Below are 1,060 nucleotides of genomic sequence, written 5' to 3' on the forward strand. Positions count from 1 at the left end.
AGCCGAGGGCTGCGAGGATCCCTGCTGCCATCTCCGCGACCTGATCATCGGTCATGACGAACGTCGGCGAAATCTGCATCGCACCCTGACCCGCGGCGCGACCCGAAATACCGTGCTCACGAAGCGTCTTCACAAACGGCAACGCCTCCGCCGGATCAGCCAACTGCACCGCAGCAACCGCACCGAGCCCACTACGAACCTCCGCCACCCGCGGATGCTCCGCCAACGGCTGCAGATGCGTATGCAACGACGCCTCCAAACGCTTCGACTCCGCGAGCAGATTCTCACGCTCGAGAATGTCGAGGTTCGCCATCGCCGCCGCAGCAGCACCGGCATGCCCGCCGTAGGTGTACCCATGGCGCCACCACGAACCGGCATAGAACGGCTCCGCCACCCGCGGCGCGATGAACACCGCACCCATCGGAACGTAACCCGACGTCAAACCCTTTGCCGTGGTCATCATGTCGGGCTGCAAATCGAAACGGGTGGACGCGAACCACTCACCACCGATCCGGCCGAAACCGGTCACGACCTCGTCGACGACAAACAGAATGTCGTGCTCACGGCAGATGTCACGCACCTCGGCCAGGTACCCCTCCGGCGGCAGATACACCCCACCCGCACCGATGATCGGCTCCGCGAAGAACGCAGCGATCTTGTTCGCACCGATCTTCTCGATCAACTCGAGCAGGCTCTTCGCATCGTCCCAGCCGACGGTCGCCGCATCCGCCATCAGCTCGCCGTACCCCTCACGGTTCACCGGAATACCAGCGAGAGCCGTTCCGGCAACGTGCATTCCGTGATACGCCTTCTGGCGTCCGACGATGATCGTCTTCTCCGGCTGCCCCACCTCGTGCCAGTACCGGCGAGCCAGCTTCGCCGCAGTGTCCACCGAATCCGAACCACCCGAGGTGAAGAAGATCTTGCTCCCGGCAACCGGCGCGATGGCCGCCAGACGCTCGGCCAACACCTGCGTGGTTTCGGGAACAAAATCACCGAAGTTGGAGAAATGAGCGATCTTCGACAACTGAGCCGCTACCGCATCCGCGATCTCGGTGCG

The 1,060-nt window shown here is 63.4% G+C and carries 1 protein-coding gene; it reads right to left on the bottom strand.

Going from position 1 to position 1,060, the window contains the following annotated elements; all coding sequences use genetic code 11:
* The coding region (locus ATN38_RS00015) for an aspartate aminotransferase family protein (protein ID WP_218747369.1) at positions 1-1,060 on the bottom strand (1,060 nt) is incomplete at both ends.

The organism is Rhodococcus sp. FH8 (assembly GCF_019266085.1).
Classification (GTDB): domain Bacteria; phylum Actinomycetota; class Actinomycetes; order Mycobacteriales; family Mycobacteriaceae; genus Rhodococcus_F; species Rhodococcus_F qingshengii.